Source organism: Spiroplasma endosymbiont of Amphibalanus improvisus, assembly GCF_964030645.1.
In the GTDB taxonomy this organism is placed as follows: domain Bacteria; phylum Bacillota_I; class Bacilli_A; order Mycoplasmatales; family Mycoplasmataceae; genus CAXIPX01.
Window position 1 is genome coordinate 1 of record NZ_CAXIPX010000003.1, and the last position, 25,384, is coordinate 25,384.

19 protein-coding genes are annotated in these 25,384 nt (G+C 25.8%); 10 read left to right on the forward strand and 9 right to left on the reverse strand.

The window, feature by feature from the left end; genetic code table 4:
- The 4 genes from AAHM77_RS00465 to AAHM77_RS00480 form a co-directional block, all read left to right on the forward strand.
- Positions 1-2,994, forward strand: a 2,994-nt coding sequence (locus tag AAHM77_RS00465; RefSeq protein ID WP_342252171.1) for a type I restriction endonuclease subunit R, incomplete at its 5' end; no start/stop codon positions are given.
- Between the two features lie 35 nt (positions 2,995-3,029).
- Positions 3,030-4,544, forward strand: coding sequence for a type I restriction-modification system subunit M (locus AAHM77_RS00470; RefSeq protein ID WP_342252172.1), 1,515 nt, complete (start codon positions 3,030-3,032; stop codon positions 4,542-4,544).
- 57 nt (positions 4,545-4,601) lie between these two features.
- Positions 4,602-4,793 carry a hypothetical protein gene (locus AAHM77_RS00475; RefSeq protein WP_342252173.1) on the forward strand — a complete coding sequence of 64 codons (192 nt, stop codon included), beginning with the start codon at positions 4,602-4,604 and terminating at the stop codon, positions 4,791-4,793.
- Entirely contained in the window at positions 4,793-5,563 is a 771-nt protein-coding gene (locus tag AAHM77_RS00480) for a hypothetical protein (RefSeq protein WP_342252174.1), read from the forward strand. Before AAHM77_RS00475 ends, AAHM77_RS00480 begins: the two co-directional genes overlap by 1 nt.
- Positions 5,564-5,703: 140 nt before the next feature.
- On the opposite strand, the gene AAHM77_RS00485 is transcribed toward AAHM77_RS00480, so the two are convergent.
- From AAHM77_RS00485 to AAHM77_RS00505, 5 genes are all read right to left on the reverse strand, one after another.
- On the reverse strand, positions 5,704-5,943 hold the full coding sequence (locus tag AAHM77_RS00485; protein WP_342252175.1) for a hypothetical protein: 240 nt from the start codon (positions 5,941-5,943) through the stop codon (positions 5,704-5,706).
- Between the two features lie 35 nt (positions 5,944-5,978).
- Positions 5,979-6,209 carry a hypothetical protein gene (locus AAHM77_RS00490; RefSeq protein WP_342252176.1) on the reverse strand — a complete coding sequence of 77 codons (231 nt, stop codon included), beginning with the start codon at positions 6,207-6,209 and terminating at the stop codon, positions 5,979-5,981.
- A 44-nt stretch (positions 6,210-6,253) separates the two neighbouring features.
- The gene (locus AAHM77_RS00495; protein WP_342252177.1) at positions 6,254-6,430 is read right to left on the reverse strand and encodes a hypothetical protein; all 177 of its coding nucleotides are present in this window, start codon (positions 6,428-6,430) and stop codon (positions 6,254-6,256) included.
- Positions 6,431-6,642: 212 nt separating this feature from the next.
- Positions 6,643-8,043 (reverse strand): ATP-binding protein, encoded by a 1,401-nt coding sequence (locus tag AAHM77_RS00500; RefSeq protein WP_342252178.1) that lies wholly within the window; start codon positions 8,041-8,043, stop codon positions 6,643-6,645.
- A gap of 11 nt (positions 8,044-8,054) precedes the next feature.
- Positions 8,055-8,381 (reverse strand): hypothetical protein, encoded by a 327-nt coding sequence (locus AAHM77_RS00505; protein WP_342252179.1) that lies wholly within the window; start codon positions 8,379-8,381, stop codon positions 8,055-8,057.
- A gap of 188 nt (positions 8,382-8,569) precedes the next feature.
- On the opposite strand from AAHM77_RS00505, the gene AAHM77_RS00510 reads away from it, so the two are divergent.
- Complete coding sequence (locus tag AAHM77_RS00510; protein ID WP_342252180.1) at positions 8,570-9,958, forward strand: hypothetical protein; 1,389 nt, start codon at positions 8,570-8,572, stop codon at positions 9,956-9,958.
- 114 nt (positions 9,959-10,072) lie between these two features.
- On the opposite strand, the gene AAHM77_RS00515 is transcribed toward AAHM77_RS00510, so the two are convergent.
- Genes AAHM77_RS00515 through dcm form a run of 4 tightly spaced genes read right to left on the reverse strand, consistent with a single transcriptional unit; the run spans position 10,073 to position 16,192 of the window.
- Positions 10,073-12,163, reverse strand: a complete 2,091-nt coding sequence (locus AAHM77_RS00515) for a Z1 domain-containing protein (RefSeq protein ID WP_342252181.1) — start codon at positions 12,161-12,163, stop codon at positions 10,073-10,075.
- Position 12,164: 1 nt separating this feature from the next.
- Positions 12,165-13,763, reverse strand: a complete 1,599-nt coding sequence (locus tag AAHM77_RS00520) for an ATP-binding protein (RefSeq protein WP_342252182.1) — start codon at positions 13,761-13,763, stop codon at positions 12,165-12,167.
- Positions 13,744-14,898 carry an HNH endonuclease gene (locus tag AAHM77_RS00525; protein ID WP_342252183.1) on the reverse strand — a complete coding sequence of 385 codons (1,155 nt, stop codon included), beginning with the start codon at positions 14,896-14,898 and terminating at the stop codon, positions 13,744-13,746. Before AAHM77_RS00525 ends, AAHM77_RS00520 begins: the two co-directional genes overlap by 20 nt.
- Before the next feature lie 4 nt (positions 14,899-14,902).
- Positions 14,903-16,192, reverse strand: a complete 1,290-nt coding sequence (dcm, locus tag AAHM77_RS00530) for a DNA (cytosine-5-)-methyltransferase (RefSeq protein ID WP_342252184.1) — start codon at positions 16,190-16,192, stop codon at positions 14,903-14,905.
- 184 nt (positions 16,193-16,376) lie between these two features.
- On the opposite strand from dcm, the gene cas9 reads away from it, so the two are divergent.
- From cas9 to AAHM77_RS00555, 5 genes are all read left to right on the forward strand, one after another.
- On the forward strand, positions 16,377-19,775 hold the full coding sequence (gene cas9, locus AAHM77_RS00535; protein WP_342252185.1) for a type II CRISPR RNA-guided endonuclease Cas9: 3,399 nt from the start codon (positions 16,377-16,379) through the stop codon (positions 19,773-19,775).
- A 1,400-nt stretch (positions 19,776-21,175) separates the two neighbouring features.
- A complete protein-coding gene (locus AAHM77_RS00540; protein WP_342252186.1) occupies positions 21,176-22,024 on the forward strand; it encodes a hypothetical protein in 849 nt (282 codons plus the stop codon).
- Positions 22,025-22,256: 232 nt separating this feature from the next.
- Positions 22,257-23,087, forward strand: coding sequence for a hypothetical protein (locus AAHM77_RS00545; RefSeq protein WP_342252187.1), 831 nt, complete (start codon positions 22,257-22,259; stop codon positions 23,085-23,087).
- Between the two features lie 147 nt (positions 23,088-23,234).
- On the forward strand, positions 23,235-24,110 hold the full coding sequence (locus AAHM77_RS00550; protein WP_342252188.1) for a hypothetical protein: 876 nt from the start codon (positions 23,235-23,237) through the stop codon (positions 24,108-24,110).
- A gap of 332 nt (positions 24,111-24,442) precedes the next feature.
- Positions 24,443-25,351 (forward strand): hypothetical protein, encoded by a 909-nt coding sequence (locus AAHM77_RS00555; protein WP_342252189.1) that lies wholly within the window; start codon positions 24,443-24,445, stop codon positions 25,349-25,351.
- Positions 25,352-25,384: the final 33 nt, after the last annotated feature.

A 25,384-nucleotide genomic window follows, 5' to 3' on the forward strand; every position in this document is an offset into this window, starting at 1 on the left:
GATATTAAGAGAGATGATCTGAAAACAGTAATCTCATGAGTAGAATTACAAGAACAAATAATATTGATTAATAAAGTTGATAGTTCAATTGCCAAAAAAGCTATTCAGGAATTAAAGAAAATTTCTGAAATTGATGCTTTAAGTTTTAACGTTCAAGGTTTTAAATATTTAAAAGAGGGGGTTAAGGTTTATGATGAGAAACAAAAGAGATCGTTAACAATTAAATTATATGATGATAAAAATTTAAATAATAATAACTATACCTTTGTACGTCAATTTGAAATTTCTGATGGTGAAACTAAACGTATTCCAGATATAGTAATTTTTTTAAATGGATTACCAATTTCAGTAATCGAATTAAAATCACCAGTGGCTAATCAAAACTTAGAGGATGCTTGAAAACAAAATCAATCTTTAAAACGTTTTTGCCCAGAATTATATACATATAATTTATTTGATGTAATTTCCAATCGTAATGATACTAAATTTGGATCAATTACATCTCATTATAATCGATATGTTAGAGTCTTATGAAATAATGATAATAGTGATAATCCAATCCATTATTTGTTTAATAAACAGTTTATTCACAATGTGATTAAAGATTTAACTTTTTTTGATAATCAAAATGAAACAAAATATTTAGCAGCACCACACCAAATTGCAGCTATTGATAAAACAATGCACAAATTAATCACTACCCAAGATAATAAAGGGGGATTAGTGTGACATACTCAAGGGTCTGGTAAGTCAGTAACAATGTTAATGTTAACTCGCAGAATCTTAACTCAATTTCCTCAATCGACCATCATAGTTATTACTGATCGAAACTCGCTAGATCGTCAATTATATAAAAGATTTAAACAAGCAAGTGAATATCTATTTAGTGAATCAGAAAGTATTGATTCACGTGAAGAACTAGTAACTAAATTAAAAGATAAAAAGAATTTTGGAATTTACTTTATTACAGTTCAAAAATTTACCCAAGATGCCAAATTATTATCAAAACGTGATGATGTTTTTATTTTAGTTGATGAAGCACACCGTAGCCAAAACAACATTGAGGGGGAAAAACAAATTGATGAACAAGCCAAAGAAGTAATTATGAAATTTGGTTATGCTCGTTATATGCGTGATGCTTTTCCTAATGCCAAATTTGTTGGTTTTACCGGAACTCCTTTACTAGGAATTGAGAAAAAAACCCAAGCTATTTTCGGAACTTATAACCATACTTATTCTATGAATGATTCAGTTCGAGATGGAACCACAGTCCCCATTTTATATGAATCACGCCACATTGATTTAAAACTAAATGAAGATGAATTAAAACGAATGGATCAATACCAACAAATGTACATTGATCAATTACATGACGATGATCCTAATGCTCAAGACAAAATTGACGCCTTATTAAATTCCTTAAAATTAAAACCAATTTTAGAAAATCCTAAAATCATTTTAACTAAAACCAAAGATATTTTAGAACATTTAAAAAGGCGAGCAAAAACTTTACATGGTAAAGCTTTTATTGTTGCATCAACTAGACAAGCAGCTTATGAGTATTACAAAGCTATTCTGCAAGTAGAACCAGACCGTAAAGAATCAACGGTTTTAGTGATGACACATAGTAATAAAGATGAAAGTGATATGACTAAAACAATTGTTGATAAAAAAGATATCAATAATGTGGCTGAAGAATTTAAAAAACCAGATTCTAAATACAAAATTGCTATCATTGTCGATATGTGATTGACTGGTTTTGATGTCCCTGATTTAGATGTTATGTACTTTGATAAAATGATGAAGTGACATAATTTAATGCAAGCTATTGCTAGGGTTAATCGAACATACCAAGAAAGTGAAGATGTTAAAAAAGAATCAGGTTTAATTGTTGATTACTTAGGAATTTGAAAAAATCTAAGTGAGGCATTAGTGGAATATGCTAATGGTAAAGAAAAACAATATGACATTATCCCAGAAGATATTGCCAAAGAAAAAACCAAATTAATTGATTGTATTCAAGCAATGGAAGATAACTATATTCCTGGCATTCAAGAATCGTATAAACTAAACAGCAAGGAACTATTTGACTTTATTTATAAACAAGTAGATGTAGTTTTAAGTTTAACTAAACAAGAACACGAACAATTTAACAAGTTGGCAGCAAAGATTCGTAGCGCTTTCAAATCATCCTTTACAATTTTGGAACAGTATCTCTCAGTGGTTGCCAAAAACATTCAAATCATTAAGCAAGTAGCTGCAAAAAAAGATATTGAAACTGATGATTTATTATCGTCAACCAGCAAAACAATTGCTGAAATGATTGAGAATGCTTTGAATTCTGATGAATCAGAAGTAAAAGTGCAATCCACAGTACTTAATAAAGATATTAATAAAATTGCTCAAATTCTTGAAGAAGAAGCAGAACAATTGAAAAAAACTAACCCCTTAGTGGCAGTTGATAAATTAACTACAGCAATTAATTCAAAAATTGCAGAGCTAAGAAAAATTCGACCAGTTTTTTCAGAAAAAATATCAGAAAGATTAAGAAAAATTATTGAAGATATGCAAGAAGAAGTAGATGTCCAAAGAACTATTGAATTACTACAAGAGTTAGCAAAAGATGTTACCAACAAAACCAATGAAGCACCAGAATTTAATGACAAAAATTTACAAGAATTTTTTGAAGTGTTAGCAGATGATGCTTTTCTAAGTCGCAATAATAATTCCCAAGTTTTAAGACAAATTGCTGTTGATTTAATGAAAGCAATTAAGGGGAAAATTAAGGATAAAACCCAATTTAAAAATCAAAAATTTATTAGCAGTATGACATTAGAATTAAAAAAAATCTTAAAAACTAAATATAATTATCCGCCAAAAGATTCTAATCAAACTTCTGGTTTAATTATTGATAAAATTAAAAAATCTATTGAAATTAATCCTGATTATTTTTTAGATAAATCAAATAATTTAGACAACTGAATAACAAAATAAATAAAAAAATATTTTAGAAGGGTAATAACATTAAAATGCAAATTAAAGAAATCGAAACCAAACTATGACAAGCAGCTGATCAATTACGTGGTAATATGTCAGCTGAAGAATATATGCACACCATCTTAGGGATTCTATCTTTAAAATATATTTCAGATAAATTTGATACAGCAATTGAAAAATTAAAACAGGATGGTTTAGAACTATCAGATATTGAGCCAGATGAATTATATGGAGAATATGATGCCTTTATTGTTCCGGAAAAATCATCATGAAAGCATATTATTAATCATGCTAATTCTCCCCAAATTGGTCAAGTTATTGATGAAGCTTTAATTGCCATTCAAAATAAAAATAAAATTTTAAAAGGGATCTTCAACACTAATTATAACAATGAAGGAATTGACCAAAATCGTTTAGGAGAAGTGGTGAAGATTTTTTCGGATGAAAAATTAAATTTTGAAAAAGAAGACATTATTGGTCGCATTTATGAATTCTTTTTAGGTAAATTTTTTAAAGACCGTGGACAAAAAGGGGGAGAATTTTATACTCCAACATCAATAGTTCAATTAATGGTTAGTTTAATAAAACCCTTAAATGGAACCATTTATGATCCTGCTTGTGGTTCAGGAGGAATTCTAATTCAATCCAAAAGATACATTGAATCACATGGGGGTGATATTACCCAGGTTAATGTTTATGGTCAAGAGTTTAATCAAGTAACTTGAAAACTAGCTAAGTTAAACTTAATACTAAATAATTTTCCTTTAACTGACAGTGATGACAATAAAGTTTTAGGGGTTAAATCAGCTGATACCTTTACAGAAGACCAACATTTAAATTTAAAATTTGACTATGTTATGACTAATCCACCCTTTAATTTAAAACAATGAAACTATGAAAAATTACTAGATGATCCGCGCTGAAAATATGGAATTCCTCCAAAAGGGAATGCCAACTATGCTTGATTATCACATGTGATGTCTAAATTAAGTAGCAAAGGAAAAGCAGCAGTAGTTTTAGCGAACGGTTCATTATCTACATCCCAAAATGGTGAAAAAGAAATTAGAACTGAATTATTAAAACAAAACAAAGTGGATATGATTATTGGTTTACCATCCGCCTTGTTTTATACAACAGGAATTCCCGCATCAATCTGAATTTTTAATAATAATAAAACAACTGACAAAGTACTAATGGTCAATGCTACTGAAATTGGTACAATGATCAGCAAAAAACTGCGAGAATTACAAACTTCGGAAATAGAAGATATTACTAAATTATATGATAAACATTCTAAAGGGGAAGATATTAATCAAGTTGGCTTTGCTAAAAATGTTAGTTTAGAAGAACTAGCAGAAAATGATTATTCATTAGTGCCTGGAAGATATGTAGGATATGAAGAAGAAGTAGTCGATAAAGAAGCTGCAAAAGCAGAGATTAAAAAAATTTCTATAGAACTAAAAGATTTATTTAAAGAGTTTAATGAGTTAATGCCTAAAGTAGAAGAAAGTATAGATAAAGCAATGAATTTTAAAGAAGAAGAATAAAAAAATATTTTATTTTTAATAAAATGATTTTCAGAATATTAATTAGGGAGTTATAGAATGTCTAATATAAAAGATGATAAAAATATTTTTTCTTTTGATTTAAAAAGTTTATTTAATTTGTCAATAAATGCAATTGAAAAAAATAAAAAAAATGATTTAATCCATATGATTCGTCAATATGGCTTACTTTTAAAGTTTATTAAACTTGAAAGCAAAGAGTTTATAATAATTTTAGAAAAAAAAGATTAATGTATGGTGATTATCCCTTTGAAATAAAACATTATTCTGGAAAAATGAAAAAATTAAATAATTCAGAAGAATTATTTAATTTTTTTGATGAAATTTTAACTATTGATTTTAAACAATTTATCAATGAAATAGGATTGATAAAACAAATAAAAATGATATGAAAAGATGAAAACAAATGATTCGAAGATTATTTAACTATTGATTTTTATATAATGTTTAACAATGTAATAGAAGAGTTTATGTCACTTATAAATCTTAGAAGCAAATTAAATGTTAAATATGATATTTCAATTATTAAGACAATAAAAGAAGAATATAAAGATATTCTGGAAAAATTTTCTAAATTAAATGAGTTTGAAAATAAAATAAAAGAAATAGATGAATTATGAGAACAGAAAAAATATGACGATGTCTTTATGGATGCTTGTTCTTTAACTAAACAAATAATTAAGTATGCATTTCAAGTGAATAGTGTAGAATTGAAAAAAGTAAATAATAAAAATTTTGATGATTATGCTAAAGCTACAAAAGAACTCTTGAAAAAAGTAATAGGAGAAAAATTTTTGTCATTAGGAGAAATAAATGGAAAATTAAGTAATTTTTTTACTGGTTTTATAGTCGCCATTAGGAATAAATATAAACCAGAAAATGATGATTCTGAAATGAGGAAAGAATTCAATTCGCTAAACGATAAAAATAAACGAATATTTTCTCAATTGTATATAAATATATGCAAAATATATATGAATATATTTATATTATGTGATTAATTTTTTTCTCAATAGTTAGTTTAAAATGTTATAAATTTTAAATTTATAGAAACTCAAAAATAAAAATATTATATTACTTTTTATTTTCTGTAATTATTAAATTGCATAGTCCTTTTTATATTTATCAGTTATTCTTTCATCTATTTTTTTCTTAGTTGATTTTCATCTTCGTAAATAACCATATTTCTATTTCTTATATCAAATTTAACATCTTTAATATTTTCCTTATTGCATACAAGAATAGTTTCTTTATCTTGGCCTAACATATATCAGATTTCCAGATATACATTTGCATTTGTTGAAGAAATTTTAAAAATACCAAAATCAGCATTATCCATAGATTTAAAAAGAATTTTATCTATAACTTCATTGTGTTGCATTTTGTCTATTTTTATAGGTTTTAAATTTCAATCATTTATACTTTTTTTATAATTTCTGAAATAGGCTTAAATTTATCACCAAAGTCCATACCTATAAAAACATTTTTTGTCTTGATATTTTTGCCATCTTTTTTAAAAGCATTAATAATTTTTTCTTTGTATTGCTGATTTTTACTAAATTCTACTGCCACATTTTTAACATCTTGCAATAATAAATCGCAACTATTTAAGTTAAAAAGATAAGCCATATTTTCCGTAGTTAACATATAATCATCGAAATTAGCACTATTTTTTATAATGCTACTATAATTTATTGATCTAATTTTAATAGTTGAGTAATTACAAAACCATTCTCTAAAAATCAGATATCATTTTTTAAGTCATTATTAATTCCTGAATGTTCCATTTTTAAACATTTCATATTAACAGAATAATTCCTTATTTCACTAGAATGCAAATTTACAAATTTAGCAGTTAAGTTGTGCATAGTCACCCTTTAAAATTTTATATTGTTCCATAAATTATATTTATTACAATGAATCAATGTTTTAAAATTAAAATTTTACTATATATATTTTAATAATTCTATTTCATTAAAACGCGCAAAATAAATTTTGATTTACATAAGAAAGAACTATTGAAATAATTTTATTAACTAATAACTATCAAAGTAAAAAAATCATTGATAAAAATAATTATTTATAATATTTTATCAACTATTGTTCCTATAGTGTTTGTCAATTCATTTTCAAATTCTCTAGTATTGTCTACCTTACCACTTACTGCATGAATTACTTCGTGCAGTAAAGTTCCAGAATATGTCTCTAAATTTTTTAATTGAGATCTCTTTATAATTATAGTTCCAGTCTCATTATCTCAAATCCCAAGTATTTCCATAAATGAAGTAGTATCTTTTTGCATAACTTCTGAAATTTTAATATTTTTAATGACTTTAGGTTTTTTACAGATAAGGTTAATTATAGAATCTGTTTTATTAAAAATTTTTAATTCTCTATTTTCCAACTCATGAGCTTCAACAAATTTATACTCAAAATTTTCTTTCAATTCTGATAAAAATTGATTTAAATCCTGAATAGGTTTTCCTTCAAAATCGTTCATATTTTCAATTTTATTTCTTATATTGTTTGATATAAAGATTATTTTTTTACCATTCATTTTTATTTCATCCAATATACCAGGGCAGTTTTCTAATTCTTTTCGAGACAAAAAAACAATAGAATTATTTGACGTACTATATTTTTTTATGACATATTCTTGAACATCGGTTCAACCTATTTCCTCAGTTTGAATTCCTTCTTCAATTTTTTCTAATTCTTCACATAAAGCTTCAAAAACTTGGTTTTCTTTAGCATTTTTTAAAATTAATTTAATTCTATCTGAATATGCTACACGGCCAACATTTGTTCTTTCTCTATTTAGAGCTTTTTTAATTTTTTTGTCTAAGGATGTTATATTGTAACTAAATAAAAAATTGGTTTCTTCTGCAACTTTAATTCCATTTAAATATATACAAGATGTCTCATTTTTCTCGATTATTTGACCATACTTATTAGTTTCTAATATTCTTTCATTAGAAAAATTTAAAAACAATTTTTTAGCTTTTTCCATTTCAGAATCATCTATTCCTGATATGGCGAATATAGTACCGCAAAAGTTTTTATCATTAGGTTCATTTATAATCACATGTAATGTTTTAATATCTTCAAAATTTTCCTTTGAAGACATATAAATTTTATTTATATTTAAATATTTAGATTTAACTAATACTTTAATGTTTTTTCTATGAAAGGTTGCCAAGGCATCTTTTAACCCAATTCCAAATTGACCTATTAAATTTTCATTTTTAGTTTTTTCAATATTTTCATTTTGAGTTAAATGTTTATTTTGCAGACCTCTTCCGAAATCACGTATATATCATGTGCTTGGTTCATTTTTACTTTTGTAAATTTGTATTTCCTTTGTTTTGGATAATAATTGTTCATCTAATGCATTGGCTATTATTTCTCTAATAGCATGAAAAGTCTCTCAATTTTCTAATATTTTTTCAATATTTAAATCAAATAATTTTTTATTTTCCATATAGGTACCTACTAAAAATTAATAATAAAATTATAAAGTATTATAATATATTTATCTAATAATCTATAATTTCCATTATTAATAATATTCCTCCACTCTTTAGATCTCATTATATTAAAAAGACAGTAAAATTTTATTATTATTATATTATTTTCGGTCATATTCATATTGTTTAATATTTTATTGTTTAATTTTTCATTTTCAAAAATTTTTAATACAGATATAAAATCCGATTCCAAACCAGATTGATTGATTTCCTTTTCAATGTTATATCCATCAACTGAATAAAGACCATTTTCTACAATTTTTTGTTTAGCAGATTTACTTTTTAAATTCATTTTTTTAAAAATATTTTCTTTTGAAATACTATAATAAAGTGATTTTGTATTTTTTTTATTTATTAAGTAAAAATATATAGAATAGTAATATTGTTTATAAATATAGGTTTCTATTGATATATTTTATTCTTTGTGTTAAAATGACATAAAATCATTACATTTTTATTAGATTAAACAAGGGGTTATTTATGGAAAATGGAATGAACAAGCGCCAAAGTTCTTTTAATAACATCAACAAAAAAGGAAATAATTTTTCCGAAAACAGACCAGCTCCTATAATAAATTCTGGAAGTTTTTCAAACCCTGTAGCAATTACTGGTGTTAAATATAATAATCAATTAAAACCCTTAAATCCATCATATAATTTTAATCCAATCAATAACATTAACAATGTTCCTGTTAATAAAAAACCTCATGATAATAAAAAAACTAATAAAAACCGTTTGTTAATGGGTTTAATAGGTGTTATAGCTTTAACAACAGCTGCGGTAGCAGTGACAATTCCTATTAGTGTGCAAGTGGCAAATAGTAGAGAGGTCCAAAATATTGTAGAAATTCCACAAGATATTTTTACAAAAAGCGATACAGTAAAAGGCAATAATGTCTTCTTCAAAGGTGCTGATATCGAAACCTTTGAGCAATCTTATGAGCATTCAGTTTGAATCACCTTAAATGATTATTTAGATTCGACAAACGGTAGTATTGTATTATTTGAAGAATTAACTTTTGATTGAACTAATGTCAATTTTACTAATTTAACAGAACAGACTTATTATGTTAATATTGATTGTAAAGATCCATCAATTCAAAATATTCCTCCAGGAGAAATTATCTTTGATAGTACAGATAGAATTAATTTGTCTGTTTTAGACATTAGCGATCAAATCAATTTAAGTCCATATGTAACTACTGATAGCTCTTATTTTAAAGACCAAACAGAACAATCAATTTTAAATGCATTATCAGCAATTTACCCAGATAGACCACCAGTTACTAATAATGATATTTCATTTAGTTATTCAAGCACTATGGATCAATATGATTTAGATTTATCTAGTTCCACTCAAGGTGGTGGGCGAGATTTTAAAAATCAAATTTTATTAACTACTACTAATAACAATAGCTTAGTTTATGGTTCGATGGTTTTATCAGTTACACCAACCGCATACTCATTAACTAGTCCTTATTTATTTGGATCACAGCATAAACGCCCGACAGGTAATAATGATAGATATTATGCATCTTTATATTATAATCAAGCTAATTATATTAATTGGGAAGGTACCAACACAGTTGATGTCGACAAAGTCTACCAAACTGAAGAAAGCGATTTAGAGTATTGTTTTCGCCAATTTGCAAAGCAACCAGAAACATTAAACATTCCGCTTCCTGTCGGAGGAGCATATTCTTTATTTGATTTTACAGATTTATATAAATTCACTTCTAACCCTAGATCATGAGGTTATAGACCGATAACATATGATGCAGACTGAACAACCATGTACACACTATCGGCAGCCAAAGGTAATGGTGTGGTCTACGGTTCATTTACAAGATCATTATATTGATACTTTTAACCAAAAAAGTTCCTATTAATAGGAACTTTTTTGGTTAAAGAATGTTTATTTCAAAACAGAAATAAATGGTAATATTATTTTAATTTATAAATAATTTGTTAACATATTGATAAGTTAAATATTGTTCGTTAAATTCTTTATTTTAAAATTATCACTTTTACTTTTAGCTCTAGTAAATGAAGCATAATAAATTGCAGAAGGGTGAATTTCTTCACCATTTTTATTTTTTATAAATAACTCATAAAGTAATATTAAGTTTTTATCTGTATTAAGCGGATGTTTATGAAGATTGTTATCACCAATGTACTGAGCACTTAGACCTGTAGAAAGTGATATGATATTTTTTTGAGTTCTGAAGTTATCCTTATTATCATTATGTCTAATCTTAATTACTTTTAATTCATTATCAGTTTCAGTTATTATTCTGTCGAATTCTTTTTCATTAACATTTAATTTAAAAATTAACGCTTTTCATATTGAAGGATATTTTATTTTAAAATTATGATAATTTTTAAATGTTATTTCTTTATGAATTCTAGAATTAGTATAATTTTGATTGTTAGATATTTTCACTAAATTATCTAACTCGTTTATTTCATTTGGATTATCTGGATAATAATGAGTTTGTCACAATCAGGAATTGCTTTTTTCTTTTATGTTTTTTTGAAAATTACCAGCATTGGCTCTATGTGGAATCATCTTTGAATTTTGATCAAGACTAAATCTATAATCTTCGATTAAGTCATCTAGTGAATCTTCATTTTCAAAATAAGGATCATTAACTTCTAAAACACCTCATCTCTTTTTCTCATCTCTTGCCAAAATTGAAAAATCATTATAAATTTCATTAGACATAAAAATTTTCATATAGTTTAATAAACTATTTCTATAACCAAATCATCGCGCTCTTTGCAAAGTTGTATCAGCATTACTTTTACTTTTACCGCGCCTTGTAATATATATTATGATTAATTTATCAATCGTTACGCCTCGTTGTAATAAATTTCCACCAATATAAATTAAATTTAAATCATCTCCCTCAAAATTATTTTTGGATTTACCATTGATAATTTGGGAATTTGTAAAATGGATTCTATCTTCTAAAATTTTAAATATTTCATTGTCTTGCTCATTCAATAAATTTAAATTTCTTCCGAATATTTCTTTAAAAGGAATATTTAATACGCTGTTTAAATTTTTCTTTTCTAAATCATTATTTTCTTTTATTTCTAGCAGATTTGTAATTTCGTTAATCCTCTCTTTTAAAATTTCATTGGTTCTTCGATGCTCATTAGTTTTTACATCTTCGTGGATTAACATTGAACAAATGGTATTTCTATCTTTTGTGTCATATGCATATTTAGAACTTATAATTAAAAAGTAATGAAAAGCATCAATAATACTTTTTTTATCATTTGGATCTTCTATTAGTTTTATGTATTTAAAAGAATTTTCATTATGAAACTCTTCTAAACCTGCGTAGTTTTTCCCAGGTTTAGTGAGATGATAAAAGTCAGGTCTTAAATGATCTTTGTAATCTTTCAATAATGAAATGTTTAATTGTGCAGTAGCTGTCACCGATAAAAAAATATGATGGGGTAAGATATTTCTTATATTTCTGATATTTGAAAAAATAGATGTATTATTAACTTTATTATTATTTTTATTGCCATCAGGAGAAAATTGATCACCTTCATCATCAATAATTATAATTTTTTGCTTTCTAATTAATTCTGTTTTTTCTAGAAAGTTTAACAATCAAATAATGTGATTATTATTTTTTAGACAAGGGATAATAATATTTTTCTTTTTGATTTTTAGAACTTTATCATATTTACCAGCATTAGATTCAGTTTCTTTATTTAACGAAAGAATAGTTACTTGATCATCGTCGCCAAAAACATCATGGATCCTTTTTTTATTTTGTTCAAATAATGTTTTATCAACACCACCAATAACAATTGCTATTTTATAGTCATCATCAAAAAGAACTGAAATTAGCGCTAAAAAATTTAATGTTTTTCCAGATTGAATTTTTCCAATAATCAGACCCGTGGGGTTAGAAATGTTGTTTTGAATTTTATAATTTATTTTCTTTTTAATTTCTAAACTATTTTGTAAAATTTCGTCAATGTTTTCGTCATTCAGTTTATTAATGTTTTTAATTTTTAATTTAAAATTATTCATAAATTTATCGACTGGCATATTATTTTCTTTCTTTGAAATTAAATTTTAGTAAATCATTCAATGTTGCCAATAGTTCCATAGGATCGATTTTTGCAAAATTATTGATATATTTTAATTTGATTATTGTTGCACTTAATGAAATGACAAATTTTCTAATCGCAAATAGAAAGTCTTCGTCAATTTTTAAATCCTTGAAAAAGGGATGTAAACGATAAAGAACTACATTATAATTTCTATATTTGTTTTCATTTTCAGTAATAACAAGTCATCTTTCACTAAATTCTTTTTCGTTAACAGAATAGTTTAATTCAATTGTTTCATTGTTTGTTAGAGTCATTGCAAAAGTTTTATCTAAAGTTTTATCGTTAAAAACGTTAGGTTCGATTACATCAACTTTTTTAATTTCAAAATTATTATTTAAGTTAAAATTAATACCTTGTTTTAAACCTTCGCTTATTTCTGTATTATCAGTAATAACCTTTTTTGGATTAAGTTTAATAGGTTTATCTTTTCTTATAGTTTCACATTTATGTCGATATTCTGCTGTTATTTCTTTCATTTTCTCGATAAATTGATCTTCTAAACCATTTTCTCAATCAAAATTATCCTTTGCTTGTGTAACAGGCCATTCGTTTAAATATATTTCACCAAACAATCTTAAATACACAAAACCATTTTTAGAACCAAAAATTTCACTATTATAGTAATTAGAATCAGGTCCTCCAATGATCACTCTTCCACGTCTTAAAAGTGAAAAACCACCATATTTTCTATCACCAGTTTCACGAACACCTATAACACCTGATATGTCATAACGCTTTCCTTCGAATTCAATAAAATCACTAAAAGATTTTTTTAATTCGGTATCATCATTTTCTATAAAAAATTCAGGATATTCATATTGTAATGGTGAAATATTTTCCCACTGTCCATAAGTATGACCCTCTATATTTTTATATATAATTTTGCCATAGTTATTTTCTTTTTCTACATACCTGATTTCAATTTTTCCACGTGTGATATCAAGTCTATAAGTGCTTGCTAGTTGTTCTAATAATATTTTTTTCTGTCTTTTTGTAGAAAAACTTTTATTTAAATTCTTTAATATTATTTGAGTACCATGCCAACCAAAATCATCATTCAATGTCTCTAAAGGAATTGTTGCTTGTTTTGTTCTTTCTAATTCCGCTGTATCTAAAGAAGCTTTATACAATTTATTGCTGTGCAATTGAGAACTTTTGATAGTTCATGTTTTAGCAAATCAACAAGCTGCAGTTTTAAGTCCCATCCCAAATTCATTTCTGCCTGTTTTATCCTTTGGTTTTGCGTTGATCATAAAGGCTCTATGAAAATCTTCTTGTTCCATCCCGTAAGCATTATCAAAAATTTCGATCTCTTTTCGTTCAATATCATTGAATATATATATTCTTAATTTATAACTTTCATCATTTGCTAATAATTCTTTTTCATGTTTAAAAAAACTTGCTGTAGAATTATCGATAAATTCAGCAATTGCTGTATGTGTTTTGTATGACAAACGACTAAAAGTTGAATAAACATCTGTTTTCGGTTGAATATCAATATAATAATTTTTATTATTATTTTGAAAATTTTCCATTTTGGTTCTCCTTTATATAATTTCTTTTAAAAAATTCATCATTATGAAAAATTAAATAATTCGACATATTTTTATCTATGATATTTATCGTTTGCTGCATATCGATTAAGTTAAAATAATTAGTTTGATGTTTAACTTCATCTGAAATTAAAACTTCACCCTTACCACTAGTGAAAGAAATTAAAAATCTATCAAATAATCGATCGTGATTTGGACAAAATAAAAATCCATTACACGAATCCATGATTTCTTTAATTTTATGAGGTTTATCCATTCTTGTATCATGAACAATAGAATGCACAGGCTTGATGTGGGAAGCATTTAATAAGTTTTTACCACCAACTTCACAATTAAAAATTTCGCATTTCCAACCTCGTTCTAATAGAAGTTTTTCTCTAAAAATATTTCGAAATTTTTGATATTTTTTTAAATCATTTTCCATATCTTTTACTTCTAATCAGTTATCAACTAATTTCAAAAGATTATTATTGTAGCAATTTAAATATTTACTTTTAATTTCGTTGGAGATCAACATTTTCAAATCATATCGATTACATATGAAGAGATTTTTACTATTATTCTGAACAATTATTTTTTCATTTAGAACTTGTAAAATTTTTTTCAATTCAATTCATCTAGAAGAAGAATTTCATGTCTCTTGGGTAAGTGATTTGGAATTATAAATTTCTTCAGGTTCTACAATAGCATAGACCCTGTTTCCATAATCTAATTCTTCATTCTTTAAAGGTATATAAACATTAATAACTAAAATAGTTTCATTATTTTTTATTAATTCTTTAAATTTATTATTTGCAAAAGGAATTTCAATTTTTTTTCGTGGATTATCCATTTTTTCTTTTTTATTTGTTCGATCATTACCACCGCCATCGCAAGGTTCTAAACTGATCATTCAATCTACATTATTAAAAGTTAAAGAAAAAATTTTATTTGATTTTTTAATTATTGAATTAAAATTCACATTTAAATCTTTGCAAAAGTTTTTAATGTGAATGTCATTTTTATTTGGTAACTTGATATTTTTCATATCACTTAAAGGGTGAATAGAAGAGGACTCTCTTATTTCATTATTATTGATATCGTTATATCTAAAATTATTACCATTCTTTATTGCCATAAAGCTAGTAGTTATCCAAGAGAGTTTTTTGAATTATTTTGATAATTTCAACATTTACAGAATTGCCAAATTGTTTATATGAATAATAGTCATCGTTACTTGTATTAAGTTCATTATGCAATTTAAATGTTTTAGGAAAACTTTGTAAATTAGCTGTTTCTCGTGGTGTTAAGTAGCGTCATTCTTTTAGGGTGTTGTCAAAGATAATGGGAATTTGTACCATCGCAACTAGAGTAGGGAATTTTACAGGTCTTTTACATCTAATCCCTGACTGACGTAATTGAATAAATGATTCTTTAATATCATTAATATCTTTTCCTGCCTGTCACTCAAATTTTTGTTCTCTAATTTTTCAAGAAAGAGGATCATGTTTTTTAAATCATGAATCAATAAAAATTTTATTGTTCTTATAAATATCTCGCATATCAGAAATATATTTATATCTTCAATGAGTCATTAATTCAGGATTTAATTCGTAGGTTTGGGTTAACTCTTTCAATCAAATTACAGGCAATGTTCTGTTAAGTGGTTTTTTAACATTTTGTAAAAATTCATTTCATGCGTCAAAAACTTTTTGTAAATAAGAACCATTTGCATTATTTTTTAATAAGTATTTTTCGTTAATTTTAGTTTCTAAAATATTGTTATAGATTTTATTTTTTTCTTGAATAAAATTATCAGAATTAAAATTTTTTTTATATTTATTGATATCTTCTTCTAAATCAATTTCATCAATATTCTCAGCAATTTTGGATTTTAATACTCCTGGAATAAAGACTCTCTCTCTCTCTTGAGGGATGCCAAAATTATGTGGCGATAATACCAAAGGTTTTTTGGGAATTAAGTAACCAATTTCTTTTAATTTATTATTTATAATTTTTCATGTTTCACCATTATCATGTTTAATAATATGTTTAACATTTTCTAGTAAAATATATTTTGGTTTTTTTTCATTTAAAATTTTAGCAATTTCAAAAAATAAAGTTCCTCTAATTTCATCTAAAAAACCTTTTTTATTACCAGCGTTAGAAAAGGTTTGACAAGGAAAACCAGCAAACAAAAAGTCATGTTCGGGAACATCTTTTTCAATATTATCAATGTCTCTTATGTTGATGATTTGATTTTTATCATAATTGAAATTATGAGTATAAGTTTCAATTGCGTATTTATCAATTTCACTGACAAAGACACACTCAATATCAATATTATTATCTTGAGCAACAAATTTAAGAGCTTGGTGAAAACCACCAATCCCTGCAAAAAGATCTACAAATTTAATTTTTTTATTAGTCATAAAAAGAAAATTCCTATGTTAATTATTAAAATAATAATATTAAATTTTTTAATATTATTCAATAATTTAAGAATAACATTTTAAGATTAATTGTTTTAGTCAATTCTTTTATTTAATTATTTTTAATTAATATTTAAAAGTAATATAATGAAAAAAATGTTCATATATTATAAGGAGTACATTTATGGCAATTAAATATTATTTAGGTTTAGATTTAGGGATCGCTTCATGTGGTTGAGCGGTAATGGCAGAAGATACTAACATAGAAATATCAGATCCAGAAAAAGATCGATTTTATATTCATGACTTTGGAGTACGAATTTTTGATCCAGTAGAAGTAGCAAAAACTAAAGTTACATTAGCAGCAGAACGAAGAGGATTCCGAGCAACCAGAAGGTTATATCGTAGAAGACACCACCGTTTAGAACGTATCAAAAGAGCACTTTCAGAACATAAATTTCTGACAGTAGAAGCAATTGATAAATATGTTAAAAGTTTAACTAATAATGATGGAGTTACTACTACCGAGAAATTAAAATATGACACAAAAAAATATATTAATCCTTATGTTTTAAGAAATGACGCAATGCATAAGAAGGTTTCAAAAGAAGAAGTGGCATATTGTTTATTAAATTTAGCAAAACACCGAGGTTATTTAAATGCTTTTGATGAAGAAGAAAAGGGCAAATCAGGTTTAAAAACAGCCTGCGATGATGCTAAAAAATTTATTGGTAAATATGAAACAATCTCAGAAGCAGTGGTTAATAATCCTGACTTTATTAAAAACAATAAAATTGATATTCGAAATAATCAAACTAGCGAGACAACGGGTTATAAATATTTATTTCGACGCAAAGAAATTCAAAAAGAAATTATTAAAATTTTAACTAAGCAACAAACATTTTATCCAGAGATTACAGATGAATTAATTACTCAATTAGAAAACATTATTGTTCAACAACGTGATTTTGAAGATGGTCCTAGTTGAAAATATCGTGATGCATCTAAACCTATTTTTGAAAGAATGATCGGATATTGTAAATATGAACCAGAAGAAAAAGTTGGTTTCAAAACTTCAATTGTTTTTGAGTTGTTTCATATTGCTAGTGAAGTTTCTAAATTTACAGTTGCTTATAAACAATTGTTAGATATAGAAAAAATTCATGTTAATGTTATTAAATATGTTATTGAAGAATTATATAAAGAACCAGGTAAAACATATCAATTTAAAAATGAGTTTAAAAAAATTATTTTAAATAGCATAAAAGAAGGTTTTGAATTTAACGATAAAGTTTATTGTAACTCACAAAACCCCTTATGAAAAAATATTGATTTTAAAATAAATTATATTAAAAAATGTAAGGAAGTTTTTGGCCCAGATATTTTTAAATCAATAGATGTTAATAATCTAACTAATGATAAAAGAACTTTTGATTTTGGTGAAATAATATCAAATAATATTACCCCTAAAAGAAGAAAAGAAAAAATTTTAGAACAATTTGGTGATATTCTAACTGTACAAAAATATGATGAATTAAAATTAGAATCTTACCAACCAACTGGAACATGCAATTTATCTTATAAAATTATGCAAGAATGAATTGATCGTTTCTTACAAGGTGAACCAACCAATACATTTCAACATGAGTATCAAATTCATCCAAAATCAAAAATTAAAGATAATAAATTTTTAGGACCCTTAAATGATCCTGATATCAAAACAAATCAAACCGTTTATAGAGCTATAAATCAAACAAGAAAAGTGTTGAAAGCATTATTTAATAAATATGGACAATTTGTAAATAAAGATAAAGAAACTTTTAGTGCAATTAATATTGAAGTTGCAAGAGATTTATATGCTTCTGTTGAAGATAGAAAAAAAATGACAGAAGATAATTTAAAAAATCAGGTCTTAAATGCAGGGATTATTAAAACTTTAGATGATAATGAAATCAAAGCAAATGAATCTAATATTTTAAAGTATAAATTATTTCAAAATCAAAAAGAACAATGTGTGTATTGTGCAAAATCATTTACATTATCTGATATTAATATAACTAATGATTTACAAGTAGACCATATTATACCAATCAGTAAATTTGCGAATGACTCATTAAACAATAAGGTATTAGTTTGTGCAAAATGTAATCAAGATAAAGGTGATAGAACTCCAATTCAATGAATGAAAGCTACAGGGAAGAATTATAAGACTTTTACAGATAGGGTTAAAAAGTTAAGGTTCAATGAATTAAAAGAAGGATTTCTGTTAGCAGAATCATTAGATGAAGAAGTTTTAGAAGGTTTTGCTTCTAGAAATTTAAATGATACTAGATATATCACTAGATTTATTATGAGTTGATTAAAAAAGGAATTAGATGCTTATTATAAAACTAATAACCATCATTTAGTCGCAAAACAAAAAGGTAATGGTGATTATAATATTAATCCTTTAAGAGGAAATGTCACTTCGAGGTATCGTAGAACATGATTGAAATGAATTTGATCAGAAGAAAACAATAAATGAGAACATAATCCATGAGGTTTAGAGAAAAAGGTAAGAGAAATTACCCATTGACATCATGCTGTTGATGCAATGGTAATAGCTTCTTTTACTAATAAATCTAATATTGATTTTGCTTCCGATATAATCATTGCAACTAATTCAAAGAGAAAATTTGATAAAAAAATGATTAGCAAAGAAGAATTTGACAAAATTAAAAAAGATATGATTTCAAAATATAATGATAAACATGTTTGAGTGAAAAGCGCTACTTTTAAATTGAATAAAATTTTTGATGGTTCATTAGAAGAAAAAACATTAATTAATTATTCAAACAACATTAAAAATTTTAGTGAAATGGTAGTCACAAGAATTCCTGTTAAATTAAAAGCAATAGAACAAGAAATTGCAAAAGATAACATCACTAAAATTTTAAAAGTAGTTAAATTAGATGAAAAACAAATTAATGATAAGTATATTAAAAAGGAATTTATTCCAGAATATTCAACAGTTTTAACTGAAGAAGAATACTTTAATCAACCACAAATAAAAGAGTACCAAGCAAAATATAAAAATAAAAATCAATGTAACATTCATTACCCATATGTTTCACATATGATCATTAGAAAAATTAAAGGTAGGGGAACTATTTTAGGTTCACAAATGCCAATGAAGAAAAAAGCTGTCGAAAAAATAAAAAATATCGATTTAATTAAAAAAGATAATTATGGAAATACATGAGACTTAAGAACTTATTATGGAATTAATTCAGATATAAATTCTAAACAAAAAACTGTTTCATGGTTAAAGGCGAAAATGGAAATCAATGAAAAAAATCAAAAAATAGATTTGACAAAAATTATTGTTCCAAATGAAAATGTAGAAGGATTCTTCGAAGGAAAGAATTTTACATTTGTTTATTATGGTATATCAGGCGACAGATTTTTTTGTAATATAAATGGACTTATAAAAACAATACCCATTTCGAATAATTCTTCAACAAGATTTAGCAGAGGGTTAAAAGAATTGGGGATTAATTATAATAAATTACAAAAAAACATATCTATTTTAGGAGAAAAATAATTTTATTTTTCTTTTTTTATTGTTAAAATTAATTTAAGGTTTTAGTTGGCTGTTATTTATTAGTACATTACTTCAAAATTGACATTATAGATTGTAAAAATAACGTTTTAGTTGGCTGTTATTTATTAGTACATTACTTCACAAAACAATAAAAGAATTTAACAAATTAAGTTTTAGTTGGCTGTTATTTATTAGTACATTACTTCTCTTCACTTTTGAGAGTAGCAACCATTAAAGTTTTAGTTGGCTGTTATTTATTAGTACATTACTTCTCTTCATTTTTGATAATAACAACCATTAAAGTTTTAGTTGGCTGTTATTTATTAGTACATTACTTCTATAATTTACCATGATATGAAAAAAATGAAGTTTTAGTTGGCTGTTATTTATTAGTACATTACTTCTTATAACTAGGTGAGGCGTCAAGAACAGAGGTTTTAGTTGGCTGTTATTTATTAGTACATTACTTCTTTCAACATTATCAACACTATAATAATAGTGTTTTAGTTGGCTGTTATTTATTAGTACATTACTTCTTAATTTCACTTGTTAAATGAATAACTGAAGTTTTAGTTGGCTGTTATTTATTAGTACATTACTTCTCAATATTTATTTCTTTCATCATATCAATTGTTTTAGTTGGCTGTTATTTATTAGTACATTACTTCCTGGATATTGCACAATGTTGTGGCGTTCATGTTTTAGTTGGCTGTTATTTATTAGTACATTACTTCGCTATATAACACTCATTTATACTATGTGTGGTTTTAGTTGGCCGTTATTTATTAGTACATTACTTCTAGTATTATCAAGAATAACTAATGCAGAAAGTTTTAGTTGGCTGTTATTTATTAGTACATTACTTCAAACTGGTTATGTTGGTTATAATGCTGACTGTTTTAGTTGGCCGTTATTTATTAGTACATTACTTCTTTATTTTTGTATCTGTAAACACCATATCTGTTTTAGTTGGCTGTTATTTATTAGTACATTACTTCAATGTTTGAGATTTAAACTCAGCGAAAGCAGTTTTAGTTGGCTGTTATTTATTAGTACATTACTTCGTTTAAACCTGTGAACCCATAAGTACAGAAGTTTTAGTTGGCTGTTATTTATTAGTACATTACTTCTATAGAGACCAAAATATTCAAGGCGAAAAAGTTTTAGTTGGCTGTTATTTATTAGTACATTACTTCGCAATAAATTAATTAAATTAAAGTTTTCAATGTTTTAGTTGGCTGTTATTTATTAGTACATTACTTCACTTTTACTTAAAGGTTTGATATGTTCATTTTAAGTATTTAATATATGGTTATTTACTAATTTTTAATAATATGTTATAATTAATTTATTAAAATACATACCTTTAATTATCATAAACAGAGGTGCTTTGTGAAAAAATGTTAAGTGCATTATCGACAATGAGTATATCGATCGCCCCAGTGATGAGTGTGGTTGCATGTGGAGATACAGAACCAATCAGTTCTGATAATGTTAAATCTACAATTGACAATAATGGTAACATAATTATGATGAAATCAAAAGACTATGATATTGCTAGTGGTACACCAGCCAGCACACCAGCAGAAAATGAACAAAATTTTACAAATTGATTTAGTTCACAAGTTGATACAATTGGTGGTTTTAGCGGGACTGCAGTGAACACAGATTATACTGTCCAAATTTTAGATTCTAATTCTAATCCAGTTTATCAAGGATGAGCAGATTCAGAAGTAAAGACTGGTATCAGCAGTAGAATTTATTTAAAAGAAGTAGAGGTCACACCTATTGAAGGTTCACAACATCTAACAGGTAATCCAATTAAATTTTATTTGACAATAACACCTTATTTATCATTTACTGGTTACTTTGGAGATTATTTACCGTCTGCAGATAAAGGTCAAGCACCTAAAATTGCATTAGATACTGAACTTGATGATGCTTCTAGTTCAGTAGTGCCAAAAATGGATTTAACTAATGTTAATAGTGAATCAACGTTTTTGGATGAATTTTTCAATGATTTTACTCATAATTTAATTGGTTGAAATTTAAGTGATGTAAAAAATAATACTAAAACCCTTGACTATACAAACAGCAATCATCCACCTATAGATTGAAGTTCTGTGGTAAATAAGAACCAGTTTGACTTGCTTATTGCAAATAAAGAAGTCAACAATAATATTTGATTTGACTACAATAACGACTTTTCTTATTTAGTCCACAATCTTATATCTGTTATCCACAATTAGTCAAAAAATCAATTGGAAGTTTTAAAAAATAAGATCCTAAAATCAGGATCTTATTTTTATCACAGTAATATTGATTAATATTTCAAAATGACGAGTTTAAAAATATGAAAATTGCCAAAACAGAAAAAAAGTGTCTCTTTATAAATTGAGTAAATTATGGTATAATTATTAAATAATTCGAATTGAAGTAAAAATTATTTTCTTTTTTATAATTACTGAAATGAGGTATTTTATGAAAAAGTTAGGAAAATATTTTCTTTTGATTATTATGCCAATTTCCTTAACAATTCCTTTAGTTCTTTTTTCAACTGGTATTTTTTATAATAATACACCAATTCCACCACCACCACCACCTTCTGGTAAGCTGGATTTAACTACTTATAATTTTCAATTTACAACTTCTTATGAGGTATGTGATGCTGATTATTCTTTAATAATTCAAAACTCTATCGATGACGAAATTAATACTGAATTAGGTGATTTGGCACAATATATTGATATTACCTTTAATTCTAGTGGGCAAATAAATAATGGATTGAACTTCTTTGGTTCTAATAATGCAAATACAGTTACTATAAGTACTATTGATGATGATTTTGTTGTTGGTGAACAAACTGTAGATATCACAACTACTGCAATTGATATTTATTCATGATTTGATGGTACTACAGAATATCCGGCAAGAAGTGATCATCAAAAATTTGTGCAAACTTATTTGCTTTATGATAATTATGTTACTTTTAATCACAATAATGTTACTAGTCATGATGTAGATTCTTCAGCAGTAATGTCATATACATTAGGTGATATTAAGAGTAAATTATATTGAATTGTAGATAATACTGAAGAAATACATATAACTAGTGAAGAATTAGATGATATTTCCTTTAGTGTTGCAAATGATTTTAACTTAGGAATGCCAACTAGGGATGGTGGAAATTATTGGGATTTTATTGGACCAGATGAAGACTTTGATAAAACATGACCAATGACCAATAAAACTACACAAACATTTTTTACTACTAGTAAGAACATAACAATGATTAGTCATTTTTATAATTAAAACCACATATTATAAAAATATACTCTTGATTTCTTGTTATAATTTGGGAACAGTAATCAAATAACAAGGATTTTTAATTTAACTATAATATGGTATAATTAATATAATAATAAATATACTTTTAATTATCATAAAGAGGGGTACTTTATGAAGAAATTGTTAAGTGTATTATCGACAATAGGAATATCAATTGCACCAGTAATGGGTGTGGTTGCTTGTGGAGAAGAATTAGAGCCACTATTGCCGATCAGTTCTGATGATGTTAAATCTACAATTGATAATAATGGCGATATGATCATTATGAAATCAAAGGATTATGATTTTATGAATGGTGCTTCACCAGTCAGTACACCAGCAGAAAATGAACAAAATTTTACAAATTGGTTTAGTTCACAAGTTGATACAATTGGTGGTTTTAGTGGAACTGCAGTTGATACCGATTATACAGTTCAGATTTTGGATAATAACACTAATATGGTAGATGGAGTTGCAGTCTATCAAGGATGAGCAGATTCAGAATTATCAAAAGAACAAATTACTTTAAAAGAAGTAGAAATTACACCTGTTAATGGTTCACAATATCTTACAGGTGATCCAATTAAATTCTACTTGATAATAACACCTTATTTATCATTTACAGGTTATATGAATTATACTTTACCAACTGAAGATCAACAATCAGCTCCTATAACCGCTTTAAATGTAGACTATGATGCAAAAAATGACCCAATAATGGATTTAACTAACGTCGATAGCGACCAAACATTTTTAGATGAATTTTTTAAAGTTTTTACTCATAATTTAATTGGTTGAGATTTAAATGAAGTTAAATCTCAAACTGCCCCAGACCCATTTTATGGTGATACTGTAGATTGAAATGCTTTGAATAATGATGATTCACTTAGACTTATAATTGCTAATAAGGATAATAAAACAGATCGAACTTGATTCACTTATACCAATTTCTTCAATAAAAGTTTAATAAATACTATTATTGATGATATACATGTTCTTAAAAACTAGTTATAAATGAATTTAAATTTTTAAAAAGAGAGTCTAATAAATTAGACTCTCTTTTTTATATTTATTTTATAAGATATAATATAAAAGTTTAGCTTTTACTTTTTTATTCTGTGGATAATAATTTTATTAATTTTTTAAATAAAATTATAAATGACACTTACAATATATTTTGTTGTATTATTAATACTTGAATAATTTATAAAATATGATACAATAAATTATATTACATTTTCAATAAACATAAGGTTAATCTTTTATAATTATTAATTATGTTATTATTTTCAAATTAAAATTTTTGTTTTTATTGTAACTTAATATGATTGGAGCTTAATATGAAGAAGAGTCACATAATAGTTATGTTAGTAATCCCAATAGTATTATTGCTGGGAATGTCTGTATTTTTATCTGTTTATGTTCCTTTAGAAAATTCAGCAAATAAGCCAGTTACAGTTCCGGTGAACACAACCAAATTAAAAGAGTCAATTGATAATAATGGTAATGTGATTATGTTGAGATCAAAGGATTACGACTTTGCAAAAGACATCGATGTTGATTTCAACAATGATGTACCACCAGCCAGCACACCAGCAGAAAATGAACAAAATTTTACAAATTGGTTTAGTTCACAAGTTGATGCAATTGGTGGTTTTAGTGGAACTGCAGTTGATACCGATTATACAGTTCAAATTTTGGATAATAATAATGATAAAGTAAATGGAAATTCCGTTTATCAAGGTTGAGGAGATTCGCAGATTTTTCAAGGAGGAATTATCTTAAAAGAAGTAGAAATTACACCTGTTAGTGGTTCACAATATATAACTGGTAGTCCTGTTAAATTTTATTTAATTATAGCCCCTTACTTATCATATTCTTCATTCAACCCTAATGCTTTGCCAGAAGAAGACAGAGGTACAGCTCCGATCACTGCATTAAATAATGTAGAGTATGATGGACTTATGCCTATAATGAATTTAACAAATATTTATGATTCCAATTCATTTCTGACTGAATTTTTAAAACTTTTTACTCATAATTTAATCGGTTGAGATTTATATGCAATTGAAAACCATACTCGACTTACACCTCTAGATTTAAGTCTGGTTACAGATGGATCAGCTTGAGGAGTTACAGTTATGGATGCACTTCCTTATGAAAAAAATTGATTTGGTTTTGATACATCTACTGATGATAAGAGCATGCCTCTTATAGTTAACACCACAATTAAATTTGTTGAAGAATAGTTAGAAGCAATATTTAAACTTGAAAAAACAAGA